A 275-nucleotide genomic window follows, 5' to 3' on the forward strand; every position below is an offset into this window, starting at 1 on the left:
GCAGCAGCAGCGAGGCGACCCGCCCGATCACAGCACGCGCGCCAGCCGGCGGAGCACCGCGAACCGTGCGGCGAGCATCGCGAGGCCGGTAAAGACAAACGGCAACGCCACGATCGCCAGCCAGTCGGCAATATCGAGCGTGACGCCACCGGCCAGTTGCGATTCGAGGCTCGACAGGCGGCTGCCGAGGAACGCCGCGACCAGCCCGCCCGACAGCACGCCGATCAAGCCGCCGGTCAGCGTGTCGTGCGCGATCCGCCGTTGGAAGAGGCGGG

General features: G+C 70.9%; 1 pseudogene. It reads right to left on the reverse strand.

Annotation, left to right across the window (positions count from 1 at the left end):
* Positions 1-27 precede the first annotated feature (27 nt).
* Positions 28-275 (reverse strand): annotated as a pseudogene (locus ASE78_RS19660) (permease); the annotation flags it as partial.

The organism is Sphingomonas sp. Leaf25 (assembly GCF_001421635.1).
GTDB lineage: Bacteria > Pseudomonadota > Alphaproteobacteria > Sphingomonadales > Sphingomonadaceae > Sphingomonas.